At 30.7% G+C, this 23,941-nt stretch carries 22 protein-coding genes, 2 tRNA genes and 1 riboswitch; of the genes, 1 reads left to right on the plus strand and 23 read right to left on the minus strand.

What is annotated here, in order from left to right; all coding sequences use genetic code 11:
- Positions 1–72: 72 nt before the first annotated feature.
- From G9F70_RS18000 to glsA, 18 genes are all read right to left on the minus strand, one after another.
- Positions 73–2,934, minus strand: coding sequence for a penicillin-binding transpeptidase domain-containing protein (locus tag G9F70_RS18000; protein WP_164944497.1), 2,862 nt, complete (start codon positions 2,932–2,934; stop codon positions 73–75).
- 224 nt (positions 2,935–3,158) lie between these two features.
- On the minus strand, positions 3,159–6,047 hold the full coding sequence (locus G9F70_RS18005) for a penicillin-binding transpeptidase domain-containing protein (protein WP_164944498.1): 2,889 nt from the start codon (positions 6,045–6,047) through the stop codon (positions 3,159–3,161).
- A gap of 16 nt (positions 6,048–6,063) precedes the next feature.
- Positions 6,064–6,555 carry a rod shape-determining protein MreD gene (gene mreD / locus G9F70_RS18010; protein ID WP_124998277.1) on the minus strand — a complete coding sequence of 164 codons (492 nt, stop codon included), beginning with the start codon at positions 6,553–6,555 and terminating at the stop codon, positions 6,064–6,066.
- Positions 6,556–6,565: 10 nt separating this feature from the next.
- Entirely contained in the window at positions 6,566–7,432 is an 867-nt protein-coding gene (gene mreC, locus G9F70_RS18015; protein WP_164944499.1) for a rod shape-determining protein MreC, read from the minus strand.
- Positions 7,433–8,440, minus strand: a complete 1,008-nt coding sequence (locus tag G9F70_RS18020; protein ID WP_164944500.1) for a rod shape-determining protein — start codon at positions 8,438–8,440, stop codon at positions 7,433–7,435. It abuts the gene before it with no gap.
- 20 nt (positions 8,441–8,460) lie between these two features.
- A complete protein-coding gene (radC, locus tag G9F70_RS18025) occupies positions 8,461–9,147 on the minus strand; it encodes a RadC family protein (protein ID WP_164944501.1) in 687 nt (228 codons plus the stop codon).
- 12 nt (positions 9,148–9,159) lie between these two features.
- A complete protein-coding gene (locus tag G9F70_RS18030; RefSeq protein ID WP_164944502.1) occupies positions 9,160–9,735 on the minus strand; it encodes a Maf-like protein in 576 nt (191 codons plus the stop codon).
- A gap of 10 nt (positions 9,736–9,745) precedes the next feature.
- Entirely contained in the window at positions 9,746–10,006 is a 261-nt protein-coding gene (locus tag G9F70_RS18035) for a DUF4321 domain-containing protein (RefSeq protein WP_372481132.1), read from the minus strand.
- 249 nt (positions 10,007–10,255) lie between these two features.
- Positions 10,256–10,990, minus strand: coding sequence for an SPOR domain-containing protein (locus G9F70_RS18040; RefSeq protein WP_164944503.1), 735 nt, complete (start codon positions 10,988–10,990; stop codon positions 10,256–10,258).
- Between the two features lie 138 nt (positions 10,991–11,128).
- Complete coding sequence (locus G9F70_RS18045; protein ID WP_224617659.1) at positions 11,129–11,749, minus strand: C40 family peptidase; 621 nt, start codon at positions 11,747–11,749, stop codon at positions 11,129–11,131.
- A gap of 1 nt (position 11,750) precedes the next feature.
- Positions 11,751–11,897: riboswitch (cyclic di-AMP (ydaO/yuaA leader) on the minus strand.
- A 71-nt stretch (positions 11,898–11,968) separates the two neighbouring features.
- Complete coding sequence (locus tag G9F70_RS18050; protein WP_164944504.1) at positions 11,969–12,493, minus strand: GNAT family N-acetyltransferase; 525 nt, start codon at positions 12,491–12,493, stop codon at positions 11,969–11,971.
- Positions 12,494–12,693: 200 nt separating this feature from the next.
- Positions 12,694–13,263 carry a hypothetical protein gene (locus tag G9F70_RS18055; RefSeq protein ID WP_164944505.1) on the minus strand — a complete coding sequence of 190 codons (570 nt, stop codon included), beginning with the start codon at positions 13,261–13,263 and terminating at the stop codon, positions 12,694–12,696.
- Between the two features lie 200 nt (positions 13,264–13,463).
- Positions 13,464–13,586, minus strand: a complete 123-nt coding sequence (locus G9F70_RS27075) for a hypothetical protein (RefSeq protein ID WP_258880941.1) — start codon at positions 13,584–13,586, stop codon at positions 13,464–13,466.
- Between the two features lie 395 nt (positions 13,587–13,981).
- A tRNA-Leu gene (locus G9F70_RS18060) sits at positions 13,982–14,063 on the minus strand.
- 117 nt (positions 14,064–14,180) lie between these two features.
- On the minus strand, positions 14,181–14,747 hold the full coding sequence (locus G9F70_RS18065) for a lytic transglycosylase domain-containing protein (protein ID WP_164944506.1): 567 nt from the start codon (positions 14,745–14,747) through the stop codon (positions 14,181–14,183).
- Positions 14,737–15,351, minus strand: a complete 615-nt coding sequence (gene coaE / locus G9F70_RS18070; protein ID WP_164944507.1) for a dephospho-CoA kinase — start codon at positions 15,349–15,351, stop codon at positions 14,737–14,739. Before coaE ends, G9F70_RS18065 begins: the two co-directional genes overlap by 11 nt.
- 57 nt (positions 15,352–15,408) lie before the next feature.
- The gene (polA, locus tag G9F70_RS18075) at positions 15,409–18,024 is read right to left on the minus strand and encodes a DNA polymerase I (protein ID WP_164944508.1); all 2,616 of its coding nucleotides are present in this window, start codon (positions 18,022–18,024) and stop codon (positions 15,409–15,411) included.
- A 36-nt stretch (positions 18,025–18,060) separates the two neighbouring features.
- Positions 18,061–18,978: a glutaminase A gene (glsA, locus tag G9F70_RS18080; protein ID WP_164944509.1), complete on the minus strand. Its 918-nt coding sequence runs from the start codon at positions 18,976–18,978 to the stop codon at positions 18,061–18,063.
- A 234-nt stretch (positions 18,979–19,212) separates the two neighbouring features.
- On the opposite strand from glsA, the gene G9F70_RS18085 reads away from it, so the two are divergent.
- Positions 19,213–19,299 (plus strand) — tRNA-Leu (locus G9F70_RS18085).
- A 662-nt stretch (positions 19,300–19,961) separates the two neighbouring features.
- Here the strand turns inward: G9F70_RS18085 and G9F70_RS18090 are convergent.
- The 5 genes from G9F70_RS18090 to G9F70_RS18105 all read right to left on the minus strand — a co-directional run bounded on the left by G9F70_RS18090 (position 19,962) and on the right by G9F70_RS18105 (position 23,449).
- Positions 19,962–20,855: a hypothetical protein gene (locus G9F70_RS18090; RefSeq protein WP_224617660.1), complete on the minus strand. Its 894-nt coding sequence runs from the start codon at positions 20,853–20,855 to the stop codon at positions 19,962–19,964.
- Positions 20,856–21,017: 162 nt separating this feature from the next.
- Positions 21,018–21,143: a hypothetical protein gene (locus tag G9F70_RS27080; RefSeq protein WP_263484337.1), complete on the minus strand. Its 126-nt coding sequence runs from the start codon at positions 21,141–21,143 to the stop codon at positions 21,018–21,020.
- 99 nt (positions 21,144–21,242) lie between these two features.
- Entirely contained in the window at positions 21,243–21,647 is a 405-nt protein-coding gene (locus G9F70_RS18095; protein ID WP_164944511.1) for a hypothetical protein, read from the minus strand.
- Between the two features lie 114 nt (positions 21,648–21,761).
- Positions 21,762–22,085 (minus strand): hypothetical protein, encoded by a 324-nt coding sequence (locus G9F70_RS18100; protein WP_164944512.1) that lies wholly within the window; start codon positions 22,083–22,085, stop codon positions 21,762–21,764.
- A 317-nt stretch (positions 22,086–22,402) separates the two neighbouring features.
- A complete protein-coding gene (locus G9F70_RS18105) occupies positions 22,403–23,449 on the minus strand; it encodes a YhcG family protein (RefSeq protein ID WP_164944513.1) in 1,047 nt (348 codons plus the stop codon).
- Positions 23,450–23,941 lie beyond the last annotated feature (492 nt).

A 23,941-nucleotide genomic window follows, 5' to 3' on the forward strand; every position in this document is an offset into this window, starting at 1 on the left:
TAACAATTAAATAAACCCTGCCATATAAATATGTCAGAGTTTATTTAAAATTCCTAGCTCTTTGTAATTTAACTAATCATGACCATTTCCAGTTATACTAGTATCTAAATTTATATTACTAGTTTCCTTATCTGGATCAACCATAAATTGATATTTAGGATTTTTTTTAAGTATTTCAGCTTTAAAATATTGCTCGTAAACTGCTTTTGCAACAGGTGCAACATAGTTACCATGACCTCCATCAAAACCCACAACACAAACAGCTATTTCGGGTTTTTCAAAGGGAGCAAATCCTATATAGTATCCAAAAGAAGTCCTTCCTAGTGCAGATTGAATATCCTCTTTAAATGTAGCTGACCCTGTTTTTCCTCCATTTGGAATAGGAAAATCTTTAAATGTGCTATATGCTGTACCTCCATAAACACTAGTAACCTCCCACATACCTTCTTTAATTATATTAATTGTATTAGCACTTATATTAGTTTTTTCTAAAACTAGGGGCTTAGTTTCTTTAATTACTTTTCCATCTGGATCTAAAAATTTGTCCACCAAATGCAATTCATATCTATTTCCGCCATTCACCATAGTAGCTACATAATTGGTTAACTGTAGCGGTGTAAAAACATTAAATCCTTGCCCTATGGCGGCATAATATGCATTAGCCGCAGAATTAATTTCAGTATTAGCAGAATTAATTTCCGAATATATAATTTCAGCCATAGCCCTTATATTTATATCTGTATAATTATTATTTTTTAATGTTTGGGAAGTTCCAGTTAGCTCCTTTAAGGCAATTTCCATAGTTTTTATAATTACCTCATAGGAATTTATTTTATCTTTTTTCATTTCTGTCTTAATGAGAGCAAGAAACTTAACTTTGCCTTCATTTGATTTTTTAATTTCGTCTATTTCTTTGCTGGTGCCACTTTCTTTTTGTGATTCAAGGTCAAGTGATTTCTTTTCCTTTTGTAATTTCGAAACCAAACTACTTCTATGAATATTGGCTAATGTTTCTTTACTAGATTCATAATTGTATACCTGACCAAAGCTTTCTGGTATCTCTATACCTGTAGAGGGTTTTTTATTACTATTAGGGTCTATACCAAGACCGAATTTCCATGCATATTTTGCTAGTAAGTTTAAACCTGCTTTATTTTCTCCTGCATTATGATAAAGCTTATCAGCTACATCATAAAAATAATAATTACAAGATTCTCTCATTGCCGTTTGAATATCTACGATTCCATGACCATAACCTTGGTCATTATACTTCCAACATGCAGCAGTAAGGGTCGGATAACGTGTATTGTATGGTCCACTATCGTTCACCTGACTTGTCTTGGTTATAGCGCCTTCTTCTAGCCCTGCAATGGCTGTCATTGGTTTAAATGTGGACCCAGGTGGTATTAGAGATTTAGTCGCTAAATTGAAAGTTGCTTTTGGGAAAATATCATTATTATCCTTTCTAATTGTAGTGTTACCTTCTATACTCTTATCTAAAGGGAAGATATAATTAAGTAGTATTTTTTCCCTTTCTTCTTTGGATTTTGCCATATCATTATCAGTTAGTATACCTTTAATATCTACAAGCCCTCGTTTTTGAATATAAGCGAGTCCCATTTTCTCTGTAACTGGACCTAAATATTCATCATACTTTTCAGTAGTTAACCCACTAGATGCTGCAAATAGATTAGGATCATACCCAGGTCTACTTGCTAATACTAATATCTTACCTGTATTAACATCACTTACAATCACTGCACCTCTATTTGCATTTGTCATGTTTACATCTTTGACTGTTCCTTTTTCTTGTAAATCTAGCAATACAGCATCTAAAACCCTCTCTGCAGCGTATTGCATATTTTTATCTATATTAAGTTGTACCGTCTTACCAGGATAGGTTTCGATCTCACCTAATGTCTTAATTTTCCGTCCTTGTTTATTAGCTTCAATACTTTCTTGACCCTTAGTTCCCCTTAAATCATCTTCAAAGGCTGCCTCAATTCCTGAAGCACCTATATAATCCGTACTTATATCATAGCCTTGTTCCTCATACTTATCTTTGTCCCAAGGATTTATCTTAGAGATATACCCGAGGAAAGCTGACCCTAAATCCTTATTAGGATACACTCGAATAGGCTCAGTTGTAACACTAACACCTGGAATTTCAGGTTGCATTTGCTCAAAAATACCTGCAGCATCTTTTGTTAAATTATTAGCGATATTTACAGGCTTATATCCAGAATAACTCTGCATGTATAAAGTGTCCTTAACTAGCATGTAGCGACGGAGTAATTCTTTATTTTTAGAATCCACAATTTTGTCCATTCCATAATTTTTAATTAGTTTATTAAATACTTGCTCTGGAGTAATCTTTAAAAGAGCTGCATCAACTTTCTTTACCTGCTCAGACTTTAAATCATTTTTCTTTATATCCTTATAGAGCTTTTCAATAACTTCATCGTCAAAGCCCCTATCTTTTTTAAATCTAAGCTCTATCCAGTTTTGTGTTTTTTTATCCACAGTCTTATTAAAATCAAAACTATATATCGTCTTTTTTTTATCTGCACTAGTCTTTACCTTAAGTAAAAAATCATCTATCTGAATTCCCTTGTTATCATCAAGAATTTTAAATACATTGTCCATAGTGCTAAAGAAACTTTCTTCACTTTCTTTTGTATTAGTAAATGTTAATATATAACTTTGCTTACTTTCAGCAAATTTTTTACCCTTTCTATCAATAATATCACCTCTTGGAGCTACTGTAGATATTACCTTGTGATTTTGCTTATTTGCAGTTTGTTTATATAACTCACAATTAACTATCTGTATATTAACCAATCTCAAAATAATAACAAAAAAAATTCCAACCATAATGGAAGTTACAATATTAAACCTAAAAAATTCATTGTCTTTTTTATTTTTCTTACTCACTATTTCACCAACCCTTTAAACTTTTTTCCATAATTCAGCTTAAACTACTTATTCTATGCATTGCAGTCAAATTCCTGCTCAATTTCAATATAAGTATATTTTTATAAATATTTTTATTATTTAATAATAAATTCTAAATTGCTTTTATGTGCCCAAACAAAAATAAACTCTAACAAATAAATTTGTTAGAGTTTATTTAAAATAGTCATTTTTTCATGATTAAACTAATCGTGACCATTGCCAGTTACATTAGTATTTAAATCTATATTACTAGTGTTTTCATCTGGATTAACCATAAATTTATATTTAGGATCTAATTTTAATAATTCTGCTTTAAAATATTGCTCGTAAACTGCTTTTGCAACTGGTGCAACCCATCCACCATGACCTCCATCAAAAACCACTGCACAAACAGCTATTTTAGGTTTATCATAGGGTGCAAAGCCTATATAGTATCCATAGGAAGTCCTTCCTAAGGCAGTTTGAGTAAGATCGTTAAAAGTAGCAGAACCTGTTTTTCCTCCACTTTGTATAGGGAAATCTTTAAATACAGAATATGCTGTTCCATTAATATCACTAGTAACTTCGAGCATTCCTTCTTTAATTGAATCAATTGTTTTAGAAGTTACGTTAGTTTTTTCTAAAACTACAGGCTTAATTTCTTTAATTATATTTCCATCCGGATCTAAAAATTTATCTACCAAATGCGTTTCATATCTATTTCCACCATTCACCATAGTAGACACAAAATTTGCTAACTGTAATGGTGTAAAAGCATTAAACCCTTGCCCTATGGCTGCATAATATGCATTAGCTGCAGAATTAATTTCAGTATTAGCATTACTTATTTCCGAATATATAGTTTCTGCTATAGTTCTTATATCGCTATCTGTGTAATTATTGTTTTTTAATGACTGTGAAGCTTCAATAACTTCCTTTATAGCAATCTGTGAACTTTGTATAATTGAATTATAGGGGCTTTTATTATCTTTTTTCATTTCAGTCTTAAGAAAAGCTTGAAACTTAAGTTTTTTTTCATTTACTTTTTTAATTTCTTGTATTTGATCCTTAGTGCCACTTTCCTTTTGTGAAACAGTATCAAGCGGTTTATATTTGCTTCCTGTAGAATTTATTCCCTTTTGCAGAAAACCTACAAGATTACTTATATGAATATTAGCTAATATTTCTTTACTAGATTGATAATTATATACCTGCCCAAAATTTTCTGGTATCTCTATGCCTGTAGCAGGTTTTGCATTACTTGTAGGGTCTATACCAAGACCGAATTTCCATGCATATTTTGCTAGTAGATCCAGTCCTGCTTTATTTTCGCCAGCCTTTGCAAAAAGTTTATCAGCTACATCATAAAAATAATAATTACAAGATTCTCTCATTGCCTTTCGAAGATCTACCCATCCATGACCATAACCTTGCTCATTAAACTTCCAACAGGCAGCAGTAAGAGATGGATACCGCTTATTATATGGGCCCTCATCGTTTACTGTACTATCCTGTTCTATAACGCCTTCTTCTAGTCCCGCAATAGCTGTAAGTGGCTTAAAAGTAGACCCAGGTGGTATTAGAGATTTAGTTGCATAATTAAACGTTGCTTTTGGGAAAATATCATTATTATCCTTCCTTATTGTAGTATTACCCGCTACACTTTTGTCTAAAGGAAACATATAATTAAGCAATATATTTTCTCTTTCAGCTTTAGATTTTTCCGCCATATCTTTATCGCTTAGCACACCTGTAATGTTAGCAAGCCCTCGATCTTGAATATACTTTAGTCCCATTCCAGCTATATTTGGATTTAATAAATTATTAATTTCACTAGTCGAATTCCCAGATTCCGCAAAAATACTAGGATCATAGCCAGGTCTACTTGCCAGTGCTAATACCTTGCCTGTATTAACATCAAGCACTACCACTGCGCCTCTGTTTGCATTTGTTGTATCTACGCTTTGCCCCGTGTTTTTCCCTGCCTTTTGTAAACCGAGCATCACAGCATCTAAAGATTTCTCTGCAGCGTATTGCATATTTTTATCTATGTTAAGTTGTATTGTTTGACCAGGATAAGTTTCAATCTCACCTAGTGTACTAACTTTACGGCCTTGTTTATTAACTGCAATACTTTCTTGACCCTTAGTTCCCCTTAAAACATCTTCAAAAGCTGCTTCAATTCCTGAAGTACCTATATAATCTGAACTTATATCATAGCCTTGTTCTTCATATTTATCGGTGTCCCAAGGATTTATCTTAGAAATATACCCTAGGAAAGCTGACCCTAGATCCTTGCCCGGATAAACTCGAATTGGCTGAGTTGTAACACTTATGCCTGGAATTTCAGGCTGCATTTGTGCAAAAATACCAGCAACGTCTTTAGATAAATTATTAGCAATAGTTATAGGTTTATATCCAGAAAAACTTTGCATCTTCAAAGTATCCTTAACCAACATATAGCGCCTCAACAGTTCTTTACTTTTGGAATCTTTAATTTCGATCATTCCGTATTGTTTTATTAATTCATTATAGACTTCTTTTGGAGTAATCTTTAAAATATCTTCGTCAACTTTTTTCTTTTGCTCATCTGTTAAATCATCTTTCTTTTTATCCTTATAAAGCTTTTTAATTACTATCTCCTCAAAGCCTCTATCTTTCTTAAATCTAAGCTCTATCCAATTTTGTGTTGTTTTATCTAGGGTCTTACCAAAATCGAAGCTATACTCCGTACTTTTTTTATCTTCACTAGTCTTTATCTTAAGCAAAAAGTCATCTATCTGAATTGTCTTATTTGCATCAAGAATTTTAAATACATTGTCCATAGTGGGAAAGAAACTTTTTTCACTCTCCTGGGTTTTAGTAAATGTTAATATATAGCTTTGTTTACTTTCAGCCAGCTTTTTACCGGTTCTATCAATTATATCACCTCTTGGAGCCACTGTTGATATCATCTTGTGATTTTGTTGATTTGCAGTTTCCCTATATAACTCACCATTGATTACCTGTATATTTACTAGTCTCCAAATAATAGCAGAAAAAATCAAGATCATAATTACAACTAAAACGTTAAATCTAGAAAATTCATTCTTGTTTTTATTTTTCTTACTCACTATTTCACCAACCTCGTTAAAATCTCCATTCTTTCTTCATGTATTGTTTTTGAGAAAGTTTATATGCGAATTTATACATAAAAATAGAAACTATTAAATTGTATATTCCGTCATAAAATATTGTATTTATATGGGTATATTGCTTTATCAAGAACATCATAGAAACTACTATTAAACCTTTTACTACACTTAAAATGAAAGATGATATTATTGGCAAAAGCGCCTTTTCAATAAATATACTTTTTCCTATTTGAGCAGCTACAAGACACATAAGCATATTTGTTAGCATACTAATTCCAAAACAGTTTAAAAGATACAAATCTTGAAGAGCTCCAGTAAAAACTCCAATTATCACTGCATCTTTTGGAGAACTAACTATAGAATAACATAGCGCAAAAGTAAATATTAAACTTGGACATGCACCACGTATCTTAAGTAAAGGCATCAAAGTATTATCTAATATTAAAAATAGAATACATAAAGATACCACTGTTAATATTCTTTTCATAATACAACCCCTAATATTTATATTTATATTTCATTTCTCCATCTTTTATAGCGTCTTTTGGTACCACTATTAAAACTTCTTCAATCTTTGTAAAGTCAACATATGGCTCTATTATAGCACTTTTCATTACTTTACCTTTATCAGCGTGTACACTTAGCACATTTCCTATTCTAATTCCAGCTGGATATCTTTCACCAAGACCAGATGTGGTTATTACATCGCCTTTTTTTATAGCCGAATCTAAAGAAAGCCCTTGTATTTCTGCAAGCAATTTATTATTCTCATCTTTATAGCCTTTTACCATACCATTATTATCGCCTGTTCTTTCAACACGACCCGCCACTGCAATATTTTCATTAGATAAACATTGCACTATAGACCAATTGGAACTTACGGAGGTAACCTGACCTACGAGCCCCTCTCCAGTCACAGCTATCATTAATCTTTTTATGCCTTCACTTGCTCCCTTGTTTATATAAAAGCCATCTGAAAAACTACTTCCACTTAATCCAGTTATAGTAGCACCAATATAATTGTACTTATCACTTTGCTCTGAAAATTTAAGCATACTTTTTAATCTTTTATTTTCTTTTATTGAAGTATCATATTCTAATGCTTTTATTTTGAACTCACTATTAGCTTTTTTTAACTCTTCATTTTCTCTTTTAACATTTGAGATATTTGTTATAAATTTAAAAGAATTTATTACCTTATGAAACCCATTATAAAATAAACCCTGCACTGAGTTTATAGTTACCCCCACACCATTCTCCACGAAAGACATTTTTTCTCTGTTAGCACTATACCCTATTAAAGATAAAAATGTAACTGACAGTATTATAATAACTACTGCCAGTTTATTTTTTGCAAATTTCATCTATCTTCTTTTACTCATAACGTCTATATTAACAAGAGCTTTTCCTGCTCCTATAGCGACACAATCAAGTGGGTTTTCAGCAATGTGCACAGGCATATGTGTTTCGCGGTTTATAAGTGTATCAATTCCTTTTAATAATGCTCCGCCACCAGTTAACATAATTCCTTTTTCCATTATATCGGATGCAAGCTCTGGTGGAGTTTTCTCAAGAGTTGTTATTATTGCCTCAATTATTGCTTGAACTGGTTCACTAAGTGCTTCTCTTACTTCTTTTTGAGTTACTTCTATAACTTTTGGAAGTCCTGATATTAAATCTCTTCCTACTATTGGCATACTCATATCATCATCCTCTAAAACGAATGCTGATCCAAGCTCAATTTTTATGTTTTCTGCTGTTCTCTCACCTATCATAAGACTGTATTGTTTTTTAATAAATGCTATTATGGATTGATCTAGCTTATCCCCAGCTACTCTTAGAGACTTGCTTGTTACAATTCCACCCAGTGAAATTATTGCAACCTCTGTAGTTCCGCCTCCAATGTCCACAATCATACTTCCAGTAGGTTCATTTACAGGAAGTCCTGCTCCAATTGCTGCCGCCATTGGCTCTTCCATTAAATATGCCTCTCTTGCCCCTGCTCTTTTAGTTGCTTCCTCTATTGCTCTTTTTTCAACTTCAGTTACGCCAGATGGAAATCCAACTACAATTCTCGGGCTTGTAAATCCCTTTGAACTGACTTTATTTATAAAGTGCCTAAGCATTTTCTCAGTAATATCAAAATCTGCAATTACTCCATCTTGCATAGGACGAATGGCAACAATGTTACCTGGCGTTCTACCTATCATCTGCTTTGCTTCTTCACCAACGGCTAGTACCTTATTAGTATTTATATTTATAGCTACAACAGAAGGTTCTCTTAGTACAATTCCTTTCCCCTTCAAGTAAACTAATGTATTTGCTGTTCCTAAATCTATTCCCATATCACGAGACGTTCCAAATATTCCCATTATAATTTCTCCTTTCGTATCTAAAGCATTCCCTTTTCTTTTAAACTTGTATAAGTTCCATTACCAATAATTATATGATCAAGCAATTCTATCCCTAGCAATTTACCACATTCTTTAAGTCTTGTAGTAATGTTTATGTCTTCCGTGCTGGGAGTTGGATCCCCTGAAGGATGATTGTGACAAATAACCACGGAAGCACTACACTTTTTAATAGCTTCATAAAAAACTTCTCTTGGATGAACTATTGAAGTGTTTAAATTACCAATCGAGATATCTTTTATGCTTATAATTACATTCTTTGTATTTAACATAATTAATTTAAGATATTCTTTTTTTAAGTATCTCATTTCCTCCATAAGATACTGCGCAACATCCTTTGGCGTGGTAATTTTATACTCTTCTCCAGATTTAAAACTTCTAAATCTTTTTGAAATTTCTGTAAGAGCCAAAAGTTGTGTTGCTTTAGCCTTCCCAATACCCTTTAAATTCATAAATTCTTCTGCACTTGAATTTAAAAGTCCATTTAGTCCGCCACACTCAGAAATAATTCTACCACAAAGACTTATAATATTTTCATTTTTGGATCCTATTCTAAGTATTATAGCTAATAGTTCATTATTTGAAAGCGTTTCAGCACCATACCTTAATAACTTTTCCCTTGGTCTTTCATTTTGAGGCAAATCCATGATTTTGAAGGTCATACCCATAAAACAACTCCTTTATAGATTGACCCCCATCTCCCTTAACATAAAATATAATTTATTTACCGGCAGCCCCACCACACTATAGTAGCAACCCTTTAACTCTTCAACAAATAAAGATGCTGCTCCTTGTATACCATAAGCTCCTGCTTTATCAAAAGGATCTCCTGTCTCAATATACTTAGTTATTTCCACATCGGAGAGTTTTGAAAATTTCACCTCTGTACAAACATATTCAGTTGAAATCTTTTGGGTTTCAGTGTTTATTACAGCAATTCCTGTATATACCTCATGCGTATTGTCACTTAAATCACTAAGCATTTGAAAAGCTTCCACACTATCTTTAGGTTTTCCAAGAACCTTGCCCTTAAAATAAACAATAGTATCACAGCCTATTATAGCAGCTGGTTTTTTCACACTACTACAAATATCCATGGCCTTTCCTCTTGCTAAGTTCATAACGTAGTCCCCACAATTTCCAGAAAACGGTATGTCACTTTCTTTAAAATCACTTACCTTTATCTTGAAATTACTAGTTATTTTTTTTAAAAGTTCCGCTCTTCGCACAGAAGCAGAAGCTAAAATAATATCCACTACATCACTCCTAATATTTTCTATATAATATTATTGCCAAAACTATGCCTATAATAGACATAATATTAATATTAAAATTTATACCGAAAGTTATGGCTAATACTTTCAGATCTATAAGCATAGGTTTATTCATGCCTATGGTGTATGTATTCTTCAAAAATTTCAGTGCACCTATATTATTTCCTAATAACTCACCTATAAAACTTCCAGAGATGGCTCCTATAAGCATAAAAAAAATAAAATATGAATTTCTTTTTTCTGCACTTTTCAAATTATAACCCCCACTTTACTTATATATCTTATACATTTTAACATTTAATAAATTCATTAACAAGTGTATAAAATATTATTCAAGAAAAGTTTATAATTGCAGAAGGTTTAGTTATGGTTGCAATGTCTATGAAGTTGCATTAAAAAAATACAAATAGATTTTAATAATCCATTTGTATTTTTATATTTTACATCTCATTTCATAGAACTTCTTTACAATTTGTTTACAAAGTACAAAAAAAATATCTAGTTATATCTTTGATAGTTTTTTTATAAATTTATAGATATATATATATCCTTCCTCTGTTTTTTCTTTTTTTAATTCCGCAGGCATTGCAGTTAAATATGCTTTTATTTCTGTCATGGTATTAAAACTTGCACTTTTTTTATCTGCCCCTTGCAGCGTTCCTAGCCACTTTTTTAATTCAACAGTTTGAACTGCACTAATATCTTTTTCCGAAAGTTTATTTAATATTTTAAGGTCTGCATTTACCATTTCAATGATTTGTGAACTGGTTGCATCATTGCCAATCACTTGAAAATTTATTTTAACATACTCTATCTTACTTGCTTGTAACTCCTTAGTTATAATATCAATACTACCTTTGGGATAAATACCAAGTAAAACCCTATTTGAATTATTTTCTTCAATAATAAAGGGTGTACCAGACTTCATTAAACTATTTTTCAAAACCAAAGCGTTTGCCTTGTTACTAAACGTACCACATTGTATTCCTACATACTCATTAATAATGCCTTCAGAAACTACTTTAGAAGTATCTTTAGTATTTTTATTTGTTACCTTATCTTTTTCTAAACCTATTTTAGTAGTTTTATCCCCTATAGTTGCATTTGTATTATTCTTAGGTAATAGTTTGGAAAATATGCTGCCCAGTGCAATAGCTGCTATTATAATTAATATAAAAACCAGCATAAAATTATTTTTTTTCCTAGGTGGTTTATAATTATATCTAGTATATTTCATACTAACATCCCCCAACTTAATAAATCCTTATTTAAAATATTATTATTTGAAAGCTGATTTTAGAATAAAAAAAGGAAAATATATTAGACATATATAGATAAAAAAAAATCCGACAATGAATGTCGGATTATAGTATATCTAATTGAGTATTCTTCTTGCACCAGCGAATCTTTCATTGTAATAACTTTTATCTAAATTACTCACTGTAACTTTCCTGCTTCCTGATGAGGCATGTATAAACTCTCCATCCCCTGCATAAATACCAACATGTGAAACTGGTCCATCTGTATTAAAGAAAATTAAATCTCCTTGTTTTAGATTGTCTCTAGGTACTGGACTTCCCTCACCTATTTGAGAACCTGCATAATGTGGTAAATCTACTCCAAAAGCATTATAAACATACTTTGTAAAGCCTGAACAATCAAAGGATTTAGGTCCCGAAGCTCCCCATACGTATGGTTTTCCAATAAAATCATAGGCATAAGCAATTAAATCCATTTCACTACCTTCAACTAATTCTTTAGTTGAAATTCCTCCTCTAGATAATCTTTTTTCCACTTCTTTTTTCTTTTTTTGCGAACTTCTTTCTGGAACTTTAATAACCTTATCTGTTTTAAAAGTTACACAGCGAAGAAACACTTGTGTGGGCCCTTTAATTACAATATCAGCTTTTACCATTTCTGTTTTCATACTTGTAAAAAAACCTATGAATAATAGAAAAATTGCCATTTTGACTAAATTAGATTTTAAAGTGTTCACTCCATTCCCTCCTAAAGCTTCCGAAGTTAGCTGACGGGTTCGGGATTGAAGGCTCCCTACTAGTAAATATCTACTATTTTCTAGATTAACCCCATAATTCTTGGTTCCTCCGTACCTATATATAAATAGGATTCAGCTTAATTTATTGTAAATATTTTTCATGAAAATATCAATAGCTTTAATGACCTTTGAAAAGAACTGAATATTATAAGCATTATTTCATTTTATTGAATTAAATTCTTTTTTTAAAATTAAAATATCCTTGTCTTTGCTATTTATTTCTAAAAAATTACTTGTCACTCTACTTATTTCAAAGTTATTATTTTTCCATATTTTCATCATACCCTTATTATCAGCTGAAACAAAAGTATAGAAATTACGTATTCCATAATTTTTATACAAATGTTTTATGAATTCATCAATAATTGTAGTAGCTACATCAACATCACATAATCCAAATTCTATTAAATAGCACATAATCCACACTTCATTTGGATTTTTAAATTCTATTCTCCCTTTAATAATTCCTATAAGTTCACTACCCCTTAAAACTTTAAGAAAGTATTCTCCCTCACTTACATAATACTCTAAATATCTTTCGTAGAAATCCACAATCCCGTAATCCTGACTCGCATCTATATTAAATCCTTGCTTAGAATTAATCCAATCTTCAATTTTAGTAATATCTTCTTTTTCTACACTCATGATACTAACATCATCAAACACAATATCTATATTAAACATATTCTCACCTCTTGGATAATTAAAATCTACGTTAGTAATTAATTCTACATTACATTTAAATTTCCTTCAATAAAAAAAGTATATATTACTAAGCATTTAAAATGCCATATAAATTTTATAACCCTATAATTTTTTATAGGGTTATAAAATAAATGATTTCTGTAATTTATTTCTGCTTTATGTTGAACTTAAGACTATTTTTATTCCTCACTATACATAAGTGTAAGTCTAACAATTCTTCTAACTATATTTCTTGCCTCTGCATAAGGCATACCATACCTGGTCAAACTTCTAAATATAGCAGGATTATACCTTTCAATTTTTCTTACAATAGCATCAACATCATTGTATTTTGGATTAACTCTATTTTGATTATTATATCCACCTTCATCTTCATATTTGTCCATTTGCCTTAATCCCTCATTCTCATCCCCATAATCTTTCATAGATGCATCTCCATACATCATAGACATTGAATTAAGCCCATTCATAGACATATCTTCATTAAATTGATTCATTCCCATACCTGGGTCCATTTCCATATTTGGATTTACATCTTGCATGTATCCCATTGGCCTACCCATATTTGGGTTCATACCCATACTTGTGTTCATACCCATATTTGGGTTCATACCCATACTTGTGTTCATACCCATATTCGGCATGCTATTCATTTGTCCATATCCATACATCATAGGTTCAAATGGAATCATTTCATATTCTTCATCCATATCTGTATCTTCAAAGTTTCTGCCCTCTAGATTCATCATTGCCCTCCCTACTTTCCATATTACTAATACATTAACAATTTATGCTAGAGGCAACGTTTTGATACTAATTTTTATAATAAATTTTTGAAAGGGTATTTTACTATAAATGCATTTCACGTAATATACCTTTTCTTCACGCTACCAAATGAAAAAATGCCATAAAAATAAAGAGGGTAATCACACCCTCTTTATTTCCCTTGCTACTTTAATCCTCTTACAGGTTTACTCATGTTACTGTCACCGTTCATAGTAACAGGATTATTTTCTTTATTCTTAAATGACTTCTCCTGTTTTTCATTAGAATTATTCTTTTTATCTTTCATAAACAACACCTCTTTCAGATGTTAGTTTTTCCACATTTCTTTTAAAAATTCATCTCTCCTGGATTTTTCTCTATCTTCTTTATTTTTAATGGAAAAGTGTTGATGATACGCTTCTGCTAAATAAAAATTTGCAAGTGGTACTATAAACCTGAGCTACTTCATAACGCGCTGTAATCTGCGATTTAACCACATCATAACTTGGATTATGAACATTCCTACCTGCATTCCCAACCTTTACTTCTATAACCGCTTCTAGACGCTAAAACCAGTCTACCCTACACCAAAAACATCCCCTACAAAGGTTTATCTTGATAATTTATTTTTTTATCTATATAACTCAAGAAAAGAGAGGCATGTACGCCTCTCTTTTCTAGTACTCCAAAAACATAAAATCTTGGTGCGACAGACGGGACTTGAACCCGTATGGTCTCCCACACGCCCCTTAAACGTGCGCGTCTGCCATTCCGCCACTATCGCAAATATTATTTTTATTATAAAGGGGAAATCTTATAGCCATATTAGCTTGCACCGCTTATAACTACAAGATTTATTATATATCAGTTTAATATGAATTGTCAATATATTAGTTATTTTTTAAGATACCTTAAATTTATCACCGTATAGTTTAAAATAAATTTTATAATTTGTCTTTACTTTTTTTACATATTTATCGGTTTCTCCAAAAGGAATGTTATTTAATTTTTTTCCATCCTGTGAATATTCTTTATTTTTAAGCCACTTTTGAACATTTCCACGCCCACCATTATAAGCCGCCAGCACCAAATCTATATCTCCATTAAATTCGGTATTTAAATTATCAATATACCAACATCCCATAGCAATATTAATTTCATTATCATATAATTTTTCTACTTCATAGTCTTTTAATTCCATATTTTTAGCAATCCAAAGTCCCGTATCTGGCATTATCTGCATAAGCCCATAGGCACCTCTATTAGACATAGCTTTTCCATTAAAATCACTTTCTGCTTTAATTACAGCTGCAACCAAACATGGATCTACATTATACCTTTGAGAATACGTAACTATATGCTCTTCATATTTTATTGGATAAAAACTTTTAAAAATACTTTTAATATTAATTACTATAATGCACAAAAAAATTATGCATAAAATTTTTATAATTTTTTTAAACTTCATCTTTCACATCTAACCTTTCTAATTGTGTAATAATCAAATCTAGTTGTAACTTTGTATTTTCAATGCTTCCTCCATTATCAATAATAAAATCCGCAAACTTCCTTTTTTCATCTATTGGCATTTGAGCTCTTATTCTATCCATTGCTGCGTATAAATCTAAATCGTCCCGAAGCATAATCCTTTGTATCTGAACATCGCTGCTTACCCAAACTAATATAATTACATCCATACTGGTATGTAAATTATTCTCTATTAAAGTAGGCGCATCAAGAAAACATACCTTACAATTATCTTGTTCATAAGCTTTTATCCTACGGTTTATTTCATTTATTATAAAAGGCATAATTATACGCTCTAGCTTTTTTCTTAGGGTATCATTTTTAAATATATAGTTTCCAAACTCTTTTCTCCTTAGTTTACCTTCCTCGTCAAAAAACTCATACCCAAATTCCTCTTTAATTTGAGAGATTACCTCAGGATTTATTATAAACACCTCTCTAGCTACAATATCGGCATCAATAATTGGAAGGAGCTTTTCTTTTAGCATATTAGTTACTGTGCTCTTCCCACTACCAATACCACCTGTTATCCCTACCTTAAGCATCTTATCCTCCCCCACTTTTTCTAATTGAAAGTTATGGCTTTAATTCTCAATTTTTAATTACTTCGCCTCATACCAAGTTTCTCCAATACTTATTCCTACTTCTAGAGGAACTGAAAGTTTTATAACATTTTCCATCTGCTCTTTAACTAAACTCTCAACTTGTTGTGCCTCATCTTTATATACATTTAATATTAATTCATCGTGTACTTGAAGTATTAGAGTACTTTTTAACCCTGACTCCTTTAATTTATGGAATACATTTACCATAGCCAGCTTAATAATATCCGCCGCTGTCCCTTGTATTGGTGTATTCATAGCAAGTCTTTTTCCAAAGGACTGGACAATTTTATTTGAGGAGTTTATTTCAGGGATTGCTCTTCTTCTATTAAAGATTGTGGTAACACTATTATTTTTCTCAGCTTCAACCACTATATCCTCCATGTACTGCTTAACTTTTGGATATCTTGCAAAATAGGCATCTATATAAATTTTAGCTTCTTTTCTAGATACATTTATATCCTTTGCTAAGCTAAATTCTCCAATACCATATACTATTCCAAAGTTTACAGCTTTAGCATTACTTCTCATAAGTGATGTAACTTCTTGAAGCGGTACATTAAATACCTCTGAAGCAGTTTTGGTATGAATATCACTGTGGTTAATGAAAGCTTCAATTAAATTTTCATCCCCAGATATATGAGCAAGAACTCTAAGCTCTATTTGTGAATAATCCGCTGATAAAATAACACACTGATCATTGTGTGGTATAAATACTCGTCTTATAGCTCTACCCATTTCATGTTTTATAGGAATATTTTGCAAATTAGGCTCTGTACTTGATAATCTTCCTGTTGTAGTTACTGTTTGAGTAAAGTTGGAATGTATCCTACAATCTGTATCAATAACTGCTTGTAGTCCCTCTATATAAGTAGAAAAAATCTTTGTAAGCCCTCTATAGCGAGTTATTTCTGTGATAATAGGATGCTTATCTACTAGCACCTCTAAAACCTCAGCATTAGTTGAATATCCTGTTTTTGTTTTCTTTATAACAGGTAAATCTAATTTTTCAAATAATATCTTTCCTAATTGTTTTGGAGATTTGATATTAAATTCTTCTCCAGCTAATGCAAAAATAGTGCTTTCCATTTCATTTATGTCTTTTGCAAATTTTATGTTAAGCTCCGTTAATTTATCTTTGTCTATTGTAAACCCTTCTGCCTCCATATATGATATAGCCTCTGTTAATGGTTGCTCCATGGTATATAGAAGTTCTTCCATTTTATACTCTTTAATCTTCACTTCTAATAGTTCATAAAGTTTTTTTAGTAATGCTACTTTATTAATCTCTTTTGCATCACCCTCACCTACTATGCTAATTCTAAGAAATGTATCAATAAGAGTTTCTAAGCTATATTCACTTTGGGCTGAATTTATCAAATAAGCTGATAGTTCTGTATCAAATTTTACTGCTTGTAACACAATACCCTTTTTATTAAGAACTGTATAAGCATTTTTTAAGGAATGGCTTACCTTTTTAATATCTTTACTTTCAAGCAAAGTTTTTAAATAACCTATAGCTTTTTCTTCATCCTCATTAAATAGGTCAATAACCTTAATAGAATAGTTTTTTTCCTTATAACTCAGGTATATGTTATTTAAAGTAATTTTAGAAAAAACATTGGCGTTTGTAATATCAAAGATTATATAAATTGTATCTTTAACCTCTTCTACTAATTCCTTAAGCGCTGGTAGCTTATCTATTACTGTAAAATCAGCTGAAAATATTTCTTCAATTGAATCCTTATCATCTGCTATTTTTCCTATTAGTGATTTAAACTGTAATTTATAGAATAAATCTTTTACAGCACGTACATCATAGTTTTCTTTTGATTTAATTGAATCTAAATCTATTTCCATAGGCACACTAGTAATAATAGTAGCTAATTTTTTACTAAAAATAGCCTGCTCACTATAAGTTATTAAATTTTCTACAAGCTTTTTGCCACTGATTTTTTCAATATTCATAAGGACATTTTCTATACTCTTATACTCTTTAATAAGCTTATAAGCAGTTTTTTCACCAACTCCTGGTACTCCTGGAATATTATCCGAAGCATCTCCCATTAAGCCCTTTACATCTATAAATTCAGTAGGGGTTACTCCAAAATCCTCTATTATTCGATTTCTATCATATATTTCTTTTTCTGACATTCCTTTTTTATTTATTACAACTTTAACATTATCTGTGGCAAGTTGAAGTGCATCCCTGTCTCCTGTTACTATAAAGACTTCTAGTCCCTCTTTTTCTCCAATTACAGATAGTGTTCCTATTAAATCATCTGCTTCAAATCCATCTAATTCAAAAATGTCTATAGCCATTTTCTCTAAAAGTTCCCTAACTATAGCAAACTGTCCTATAAGCTCATCAGGCATTTTCTTTCTACCTGCCTTATAATCACTATATTCTTCATGACGAAAAGTAGGTGCCTTTCTGTCGAAGGTTGTAACAATATAATCTGGCTCAAATTCCTCTTTCATTTTTAAGAGCATATTTGTGAAACCATAAACTGCATTAGTATATATCCCATCTGAATTTGTTAGGGCTGGTAATGCATAAAATGCTCTGTACATAAGACTATGACCATCTAAAATTAATAACCTTTCTTTAGACATTTTAAATCCCTTCTTTCTGCTATGATTACATTTTTTTTAAAATATACTTAAATCTAATTCCTTAGATAATTCTTCTAAAACCTTTATACCACCAATACTATTACCTTTTTGATCCAGCGCAGGTCCAATTACACCAACACCCATTCTCCTAGGCACTGCTGCCATTATACCTCCACCTACACCACTTTTTGCAGGTATTCCTATATGCACTGCAAAATTACCTGAACCATCATACATGCCACAAGTAACCATTATAGTTTTAATTATTCTAGTAGCTTCTCTAGATAAAACTCTTTCATTCTTAGAAAAAATCACACCTGAATTAGCAAGCATAGCTCCTATTCTTGCTATATCCCTACAATTGACCTCCATTGAACACTGCTTAAAGTATACATCTAAAACCTCTTCCACATCACCCTCAATAACACCTGTGCTCTTCATGAAATAAGCCAGTGATCTATTTCTATCCCCTGTAGCTTTTTCAGAGGTATAAACACCTTCGTTAATATAAATATCAGGATTACCTGTAATTTTCCTCGTAAACTTTAAAATCCTATTAAACTTTTCCTCTGCAGTATCACCTGTAATTAATGAAACTACTGCAATTGCTCCAGCATTTATCATTGGGTTTATAGGTCTTTGGTCAATGTTCTTCTCTAAATTTATTATGGAATTAAAGCCAGCTTCTGTAGGCTCCATTCCTATTTTAGTAAACACATAATCTACTCCATTATCAATTATGGCTAGCATAAGTGTAACAACCTTTGATATACTTTGTATTGTAAATTTTGTTTCATAATCCCCTGCGAAAAATTCTTCTCCATCAAGAGTAGTTACGCAAATACCTAGAGCCTCTCCATCTGCTTTAGAAAGTTCTGGTATATATGAGGCAACTTTGCCTTCCTTAGTATAGTGTCTATTTTTTTCAATGATAGTATCCAATATTCTTTTCATGTTACCCCCCTGACTAAACAATACAATAAAATGTATTTTTTTATATTAGTATTTACATGTACACTACATATAATACTATACTTTGAATGGTATTTTCAATTCTTTGTGGAAAATTAAATGTTACATTGCTTAATATGGAATCAATACTTTAATCAAAATGAAAGCAGATATAAATTTTTACTATAACTATTGCATTAATTATATATATATGTTAAAATAATTCTTGTCAGACATGCCGAAGTGGTGGAACTGGCAGACGCGCTGGACTCAAAATCCAGTGGTAGCAATACCGTGCGGGTTCGATTCCCGCCTCCGGCACCATATAGTTTACAAAGAAAAGAACATTTAGGAATATTCTTCCTAAATGTTCTTTTCTTTGTTTTGTCCGCTTTTACTTTAAGTGAGGTTAAAACAGAATGGGACAGGTTAAAATTAAAGTTGGAAATTAAAAAGAAATATATTCTTTTTGATTAGAATTTTTTCTTAATAAATATGATAATATCAAAGGTGGAAGGAACCCTTGCCAGATCTAATATTAATTTATTCTTCTAAATTTTACTTGCATCTTCTCCATAAAGTCTGTAATGATAATTTTTAACTTTACTTAGTATCATAAATATTTTACCTCCATTCTTCTAATTGTTTAATTTTACTAATATCTTCTTAGTTTTTATTTATAATTAATTCAATAAAATTAATTCATATTAAACAGTTATTCTATCGCAATTCTCAAATTCTTTATATTTGGCACCTACTTTTTATACGGCTTCGCAATACAACATACTAAGCTTTATTAAATTCTATTGGTTAGTTAACATCTCTATTATCGGCATCTTAACTTCACATTGTCGACAAACAGTATAGCTTAAGAATAACTAGAAGTTCAAATCACAATGATATTTGTATATCGTTTAAGTATTTACGACGTGTCAGGTCCTTATACGACGGTTTACCAACTATACAAAATGTATTGTTTAATTCACTTACAATGTATCTCTATAGATATTTACTTCTGTAATGCATTCATCAATAATTGCTTCATAATTCCGTTCATATACTTTTAACCCACTAGGAAACTCAATTAACTTATTTCTAATAATGTTATATATATCTTCTTTACTAATACCGTATTGAAAGCAATTCTCAAAATCTATAAGTACAAAATAAAAATAGTAGTCACCGTTAATATAATCACTATCACCACCATGATAGCAACAATTCTTATCATCAAGGTTTAGTTTCTTACGATCCATCAATATCCTATAACAATTATCATTAGTGCAATCAATATTATATTTATTAGAAATACTAAATTTATGAATTCCTAAATTATCTACTAAATCTGAACATGCATCACCGCGAATATACCAAACCTTAGGATATTTTTCTGATTTTTCTTCTGGAAGTGCATACAGCTTGCCATTTTCAGTTAATAAATTTAGATATTTTCTTTGCTCATCCTTTATATCGTAATTAAACATTTGGAATGCAGTATCAAATATGATGGCAGCTAAGATAGATTCTTTTAAGCTATTGGACGCACTCCAAGTCAATTTAAATAGTAGATCAACATTAGTTTTATCTAGTGTAAAATTCGTTATTAACCATTGTTTAGTATTAAATATTTCATTTATTGAATCTTTAACTAACGATAACACTACCATTAGGCAGTAAAATATTGCAAATAATATGTATACATATTTTATATCAGTATTCTCTTTGTTTCCATATTTACGGCTTTCTCTAAGAAGTTGAGTTATTTCCTTAGTATAAAAATAAAATATGATAACACTAGTTATTGGAGAGATAATATTTAATAGTTCGGGACTTTCCTTATAATACTGGCTTGAAATGAGATAAGCACATAATAATATCATTGGAAACTTTGAAAATTGCCATAATATCTTGAGCGGTGTACTATATTCATTTTTAAATTTTTGTATTTTAATTTGCAAAAGTTTTTTCGTTTTTTAACTATTAGTTTTAGTAAATTTAAAAATATGCATACAAAATTTAATATATTCTTTTGTATAGTCACTTTAAATAAAGACACTTTGCTTAACTACTTTTTTAAATCCATTTATCTTGCCTTCATATCGGTAAACATAGTAAGAGTTTTTATTCACTGTAACTAAGTGAAAATCTTCTTTGTTAAATTCATTCATTCTAGTTTTATCATAAGGCGTTAGCTGCTACGGTATTGTTACATCACCACACTGTAGTAAAATACCTACAACTTGATGTCCATAAACTTGTTTACCTTCTTAGTGAGAAAAATGAAATTGGCATTTCTCTATAGGATTTTTAGCCTGTGACGAAGGCTTTGTTTTCTTACAGATAGTATCATCAATAATCACATAAATAGGCTTACCTGTATCTTTTGATAACTGCCATATTTTTTTAATTGCAAATTTTTGTAATGCTCGTAAAATATACTCTTCATTCCATGGACTGTTGGATAAAAAATTTCCTACGGAAGTTCTATGCCTTGAGCTATAACAGCTCTCACTTATACGACTAACTTTACCATTGCAACCACGATCTACGGTCCCAAACACGAAGGCACAAATATGTTTAAGTTGTGGCAGTGTTAAATAAAGTAATATCTTAATTTCTATAATAAAGTTGTTAATTGATTTATCATATGGTATATTATTTTCTGTAGGCATTTTTCATCCATCCTTTAGTTATATTTCTTTGCAGTAATATAATGCCTTAGGATGGTGAAAATGTCTATTTTTGTGCTCTTTTTTCTTATTTCCAGAATATGTTATCAAATTTGCTCATTTATAGTTTATATATAAATATATTTTTTTATAATAACGTAGATGAATGTAATCTGGATTATTATAGTACGGGCGTTTTATTTCATTGGAAGAAAACTCTGGTTTAATTTCTCGTAATAGTTCAAATTGTAATTCAAGAATATCCTTGCAATAATTTCTATTAATTAAATATTCAATAACACCATCCTCATCTGAATAAACGTTACTTTCAATAAGCTCAAAACACTTATCGAATTTTTTATCTACTATCTTACAAGCAGTGATTATGTCGTCATAAAGTTCCGTGCACATTGGCTTATTATGAGCAACCACGTTTATCATTTGATTAGGTATCAGTAAAAACTATCTCATGCTTAGCATCTATTTTATGTTATTTCAACATAAAACTATTTTTCCCTGCAATATTTATAAAAATAATCAAAAAAAATAAAACTCTGAGATTACCTCAGAGTTTTATTTTTAATCTTTAACTTTATAAATACTATTTTACTGGTGTACTTGTGTATTATATTATATGATATCCTATAAACACCGTAGAGCCTACATCAGGGTAATTTTCACTCACTAGAACTCATACCAATCACTCCTAGATTTTTTCTTATCTCATTCTTTAGGCGTCTGCTTTACCAAATATTTCTCTATTCCTCATTTTCATGCATGATTTCTTCAACCTCAAGTATCTCTCTATCCTTATTTATTTCTCTCTTTAATTCTTCTTCCGTAGGCATATAAAGCATATACTTTGAGGCAAATATTTGTTTACTCTCTTCTAAAATCGAGTATTTTACTATAGTTTCATTTTTTTCAGAACATAATATAATCCCTATAGTTGGATTATCATCTCCGCCCTTTATTTTTTTCTCATAGTATCTAACATAGAAATCCATTTGACCTAAGTCCTGATGAGTTAATTTACCTAGTTTTAAATCTATTAACACAAAACATTTAAGCAAATAATTATAGAAAACTAAGTCCACATAGAAATGCTCTCCATCAGCTGTTATTCTTCTCTGTCTTCCTACAAATGAAAATCCTTTTCCAAGTTCTAAAAGAAACTCTTGTAAATTATCTATTAATCCTTGTTCTAAATCTCTTTCTAGAAACTTTTTATTTTCTTTTAAATCTAAGAATTCTAATATGTAAGGGTCTTTAACCATATCATTTATACCTTTAGAAGGTTCTAATTCATTTATTTCATTCCTTACTTCATTTCTATTTTCCTCTTGAGTTGATAGAAGTCGTTCATAATAGAAAGAATTAATTTGTCTTTCTAACTGTCTTGTACTCCAATTACTTTTAATACATTCATCTATATAAAAAGCTCTTTTTCTTTCATCACTAAGTTTAATTATAAACCTATAGTGAGTCCAACTTAATTCTTGACGCAGTGCGTCAACATTGTTGATTAACGAATAAAATTTCCTCATTCTTGATAAATTACTTTTATCGAACCCTCTACCATAATCAATTGTAAGTTTTTTTGATAATTCACTTATTAGTTCTTTGCCATACTCTGCTCTTTCATTGCCATCTTGTGCTACGTAAATTATTTTCCCTATTTCCCAGTAAGCTTTAACCATATAAAAATTAATAGAAGAATAAGCCTTAGACCGCGCTGCTTCTAATGTACTTTTTACATTTTCATAAAGCATATTTGTTGAAATATCCTTATCACTAGAACTCATATCCAATGCCTCCAATACTATAGTTTTCTAAACAATGTCACTAATCTAAAATTCAAAAATATATAATTATTATATCATGTCTTAATACTTACAAAGTATATTTTACTTTCATTAATAAAATCGCTTTAAATCTCTTCTTTATTATATCCATTCCTCATCATCAGATTCTTCTATTCCATATTCATGGCTGAAGATGAATAAATTGCAACCATTTTTTTGCCCGTTTTTTGTCCATCTTTTGTCCGCTTGTCCGTAAATTGTCCGCTTGTTATCTAATATTATTTAAAATTAATTAGTAGTTATTAAATTCATATAGTGCTACTTCACCATGAAAATAAAATTTTTCACTTCAGAGCACATTTATTTTTATCATACCATTATTATATGATGTATCAAAAGTGGCTTTCAATCTCGTTTAAGATTCTGCATTAATTTCAAGCATAATCTTCTTTTGCTGACTAATAATTCTTCTTATACTTTTATCCGAAAGAT

This window comes from Clostridium sp. FP1, from assembly GCF_011065975.2.
GTDB lineage: Bacteria > Bacillota > Clostridia > Clostridiales > Clostridiaceae > Clostridium_AD > Clostridium_AD tagluense.